Here is a 4,815-nt window from a genome sequence, read left to right as displayed (position 1 = left end):
GGGCAAGCCCGCTCCCACTGGAACGGCGCTTGCTTCAGACATTGCGCGATCCCGTGGGAGCGGGCTTGCCCCGCGATTGCTGCTGCGGCGTATTAGAGACCGTAGCTCATCAGGCGATCGTAACGGCGCTTGAGCAGCGCGTCGTTGTCGAGCTTGCCGAGCATGTCCAGCTGTTCGATCAGGTCGGCACGGATGCTTGCAGAGACCTTGGCCGGGTCACGGTGGGCGCCGCCCAGCGGCTCCTGGATGACCTTGTCGACGATGTTCAGGCTCTTCAGGCGATCGGCGGTCACGCCCATGGCCTCGGCAGCGTCGGCGGCACGGTCGGCGGTCTTCCACAGGATCGAGGCGCAACCTTCCGGCGAGATCACCGAGTAGGTCGAGTACTGCAGCATGTTCAGCTGGTCGCACACGCCAATGGCCAGTGCACCGCCAGAACCACCTTCACCGATCACGGTGGCGATGATCGGGGTCTTCAGGCGCGCCATCACCCGCAGGTTCCAGGCGATGGCTTCGCTCTGGTTGCGCTCTTCGGCGTCGATGCCTGGGTAGGCGCCGGGGGTGTCGATGAAGGTCAGGATCGGCATCTTGAAGCGCTCGGCCATCTCCATCAGACGGCAGGCCTTGCGGTAGCCCTCCGGGCGCGGCATGCCGAAGTTGCGGCGAACCTTCTCGCGCACTTCGCGGCCTTTCTGATGACCGATGACCATCACCGGCTTGTCGTTGAGGCGCGCGGTACCACCGACGATGGCGGCGTCGTCGGCGAAATGACGGTCGCCATGCAGCTCTTCGAACTCGGTGAAGATGTGGTCGATGTAGTCGAGGGTATACGGACGGCGCGGGTGACGGGCCAGGCGAGCGATCTGCCAGCTGGTCAGGTTGCCGAAGATGCTCTCGGTCAGTGTGTTGCTCTTGTCTTGCAGACGGGCAATTTCATCGCTGATGTTCAGCGAGTTGTCGTTGCCTACCAGGCGCAGGCCTTCGATCTTGGCTTGCAGGTCGGCAATCGGCTGTTCGAAATCGAGAAAATTCGGGTTCATAGTCATCCGTCTTGGGTCTACGGCCAGGCGGCCGGCCGGTTGATCCGTTTGGCGCCCTACCTTAAGGGATCAGGCGCATTCAGGTCGAGATTAAATTTTTTGTCGATTCAACGATATTGCAGGAAGACGTTCTCACGCCCGAACTGGTCACGCAGTGCCTGAATCAAGCCATCGGCCGGGTCGATGCACCACTGGTCGCCGAACTGCAGCATGGCCTTGGCGTCGCTGCCGGTGTACTCCAGGGTGATCGGGCAGCCCCCGCGATGACGGGTGATCAGCTCGCCCAGCCACTTCAGCCGATCGCCCTTGAGCGCCTCATGGGCGACTTTCAGGCGCAGGCTCTCGGCCAGCTTGGTGCGTGCATCCTCCATGGTCATCACCGTCTTGACCCGCAGGCGCAGGCCGCCGGAGAAGTCATCGTTGCTGACCTCCCCTTCCACCACCACCATGGCGTCGGTCTGCAGCAACGCTTGCGCGGCCATGAAGGCGTCGGCGAACAACGAGGCTTCGATACGCCCGGAGCGGTCGTCCAGGGTCACGAAGCCCATCTTGTCGCCCTTCTTGTTCTTCATCACCCGCAGGGCAATGATCATCCCGGCAATGGTCTGGGTGTCACGCGCCGGCTTGAGGTCGATGATGCGCTGGCGGGCGAAGCGGCGGATCTCGGTCTCGTACTCGTCGATCGGGTGGCCGGTGAGATACAGCCCGAGGGTGTCCTTTTCGCCCTTGAGACGCTCCTTGAGCGTCAGTTCGCGCACCTTGCGGTGGTTGGCGTAGACGTCGACATCCGCCTCGTCGAACATGCTGCCGAACAGGTCGACGTGACCACTGTCGGCGGTATGCGCCGCCTGCTCGGCAGCCTTGACGGCCTCGCCCAGCGCAGACAGCAAGGTGGCGCGATTGATGTCGATGTTGGCCTGGTAGGCCTTGATCTCGTCATGGAAGTGCGGGCCCAGGCGGTCCAGCGCACCGCTGCGGATAAGCGCGTCGAGGGTACGCTTGTTGACCCGCTTGAGGTCGATGCGTTCACAGAAGTCGAACAGGTCCTTGAACGGGCCACCTTGCGCCCGCGCCTCGACAATCGCCTCCACCGGCCCCTCACCCACGCCCTTGATCGCCCCCAGGCCATAGACGATGCGGCCATCGTCGTTGACGGCGAACTTGAAGTCGGAGAAGTTCACGTCCGGCGCATCGAGCCGCAGCTTCATGCTGCGCACTTCCTCGACCAGCACCACCACCTTGTCGGTGTTGTGCATGTCCGCCGAGAGTACCGCGGCCATGAACGGCGCCGGGTAGTGGGTCTTCAGCCAGGCAGTCTGGTAGGAAACCAGGCCATAGGCTGCGGAGTGGGACTTGTTGAAGCCGTAACCGGCGAATTTTTCTACCAGATCGAAGATGTTACCGGCCAGGTCCGCATCGATGTTGTTGCCAACGCAACCCTCGATGAAACCGCCGCGCTGCTTGGCCATCTCCTCGGGCTTTTTCTTACCCATCGCCCGGCGCAGCATGTCGGCGCCGCCGAGGGTGTAGCCGGCCATCACCTGGGCAATCTGCATCACCTGTTCCTGATACAGGATGATGCCGTAGGTGGGCGCCAGTACCGGCTTGAGGCCTTCGTACTGGTAGTCGGCGTGCGGGTAGGCCAGCTCGGCGCGGCCGTGCTTGCGGTTGATGAAGTCGTCCACCATGCCCGACTGCAGCGGGCCGGGACGGAACAACGCCACCAGTGCGATCAAGTCTTCCAGGCAGTCGGGCTTGAGCTTCTTGATCAGCTCTTTCATGCCGCGGGATTCAAGCTGGAACACTGCAGTGGTCTCGGCCTTCTGCAGCAGCTCGTAGGTCTTGCGGTCATCCAGCGGGATGAAGTCGATGTTCACGTCGGGCAGATTGTTCTTTTTCTGCTCGCGATTGATGATCTCCATCGCCCATTTGATGATGGTCAGCGTGCGCAGGCCGAGGAAGTCGAACTTCACCAGGCCCGCGGCCTCGACGTCGTCCTTGTCGAACTGGGTCACCAGGCCGCCGCCCTCTTCGTCACAGGCGATCGGCGAGAAGTCGGTGAGCTTGGTGGGCGCGATCACCACACCACCGGCGTGCTTGCCAGTACCGCGGGTGACACCCTCGAGCTTGAGGGCCATGTCCCAGATCTCGCGGCCATCCTCGTCGCTCTTGAGGAAGTCGCGCAGGATTTCTTCCTGCTCGTAGGCCTTCTCCAGAGTCATGCCCACTTCGAACGGGATCATCTTCGACAGCCGGTCGGCCAAACCGTACGACTTGCCCTGCACCCGCGCCACGTCACGCACCACCGCCTTGGCGGCCATGGTGCCAAAGGTGATGATCTGGCTGACCGCATTGCGGCCATAGGCCTCGGCCACGTAGTCGATCACCCGGTCGCGGCCATCCATGCAGAAGTCGACGTCGAAGTCGGGCATGGAAATACGTTCAGGGTTGAGGAAACGCTCGAACAGCAGGTCGTAGGCCAGCGGGTCGAGGTCGGTGATCTTCAGTACATAGGCCACCAGCGAGCCGGCACCCGAGCCCCGGCCCGGGCCGACCGGCACGTCGTTGTTCTTGGCCCACTTGATGAAGTCCATAACGATCAGGAAGTAACCGGGGAAGCCCATCTGGATAATGATGTCCAGTTCGAACTTCAGGCGGTCCAGGTAGACCTGGCGCTTCTCTTCGTAGTTGGGCGTGGTCTCTTTCGGCCAGAGCACCGCCAGGCGCTCTTCCAGGCCTTCGTGGGAGACATGGCGCAAGTAGTCGTCGATGCCCATGCCGTTGGGCGTGGGGAAGTCGGGCAGGAAGTACTTGCCCAGCTGCACGGTGATGTTGCAGCGCTTGGCGATTTCCACGGTGTTGGCGATGGCGTCAGGCAGGTCGCTGAACAGCTCGGCCATCTCTTCGGCGGACTTGAGGTACTGCTGGTCGCTGTAGCCACGTGGCCGACGGGGGTCATCGAGGGTCCAGCCTTCACCGATGCAAACCCGGGTTTCGTGGGCGTCGAAGTCCGACTGCTTGATGAAGCGCACGTCGTTGGTCGCCACCAGCGGCGCGCCGAGCTTGTCGGCCAGGGCCACGGCGGCGTGCACATACTCTTCGTCACCGGCACGGTTGGTGCGCTGCACCTCGACGTAGAAGCGCTCCGGGAACATGCCCATCCAGTCGCCGAGCAAGGCCTCGGCCTCATGCTCGCGGCCCGCCATCAACGCCGCGCCGATATCGCCTTCCTTGCCAGCGGACAGGGCGATCAGCCCCTCGCTGGCCGGGGCGATCCATTCGCGCTGGATGATCACCAGGCCATTGCGCTGGCCGTCGGTCCAACCCCTGGAAATCAGCTCGGTGAGGTTGCGGTAGCCCTGGGGGTTCATGGCCAGGAAACAGATCCGCGACAGCGGCGCCTCGGAATCGCTGCCCGCCAGCCACAGATCTGCGCCACAGATCGGCTTGATACCGGCGCCCATGGCGGTTTTGTAGAACTTCACCAGCGAGCACATGTTGCTCTGGTCGGTGATCGCCACCGCCGGCATGTTCATCCCGGCCAAGGCTTTGGCCAGCGGCTTGATCCGCACCAGGCCGTCGACCAGGGAGAATTCGGAATGCACGCGAAGGTGAATGAAGGAGACCGACATGGAAAGTCCTGTAGCAGCGCTGAACGACAAGGGCGGGATTGTAGCGTATTGCCGTTCGCTTGCCTCGCCTGGAGGTCAGCGGTTGGTTGCAGAATGCATCGCGGGGCAAGCCCGCTCCCACGCCAGGCAAGACTGCGTGGGAG

The 4,815-nt window shown here is 62.8% G+C and carries 2 protein-coding genes; both read right to left on the bottom strand.

Features of this window, described 5'->3' with window-relative positions; all coding sequences use genetic code 11:
* Positions 1–92: 92 nt before the first annotated feature.
* On the bottom strand, positions 93–1,040 hold the full coding sequence (locus ABE459_RS25690; RefSeq protein WP_110992408.1) for an acetyl-CoA carboxylase carboxyltransferase subunit alpha: 948 nt from the start codon (positions 1,038–1,040) through the stop codon (positions 93–95).
* A gap of 107 nt (positions 1,041–1,147) precedes the next feature.
* Positions 1,148–4,672: a DNA polymerase III subunit alpha gene (gene dnaE / locus ABE459_RS25685; protein WP_125465204.1), complete on the bottom strand. Its 3,525-nt coding sequence runs from the start codon at positions 4,670–4,672 to the stop codon at positions 1,148–1,150.
* Positions 4,673–4,815: the final 143 nt, after the last annotated feature.

The sequence above is a fragment of the Pseudomonas sp. TWI923 genome (genome assembly GCF_039673365.1).
GTDB lineage: Bacteria > Pseudomonadota > Gammaproteobacteria > Pseudomonadales > Pseudomonadaceae > Aquipseudomonas > Aquipseudomonas sichuanensis.
This window is presented reverse-complemented; position numbering and strand designations above follow the sequence as displayed.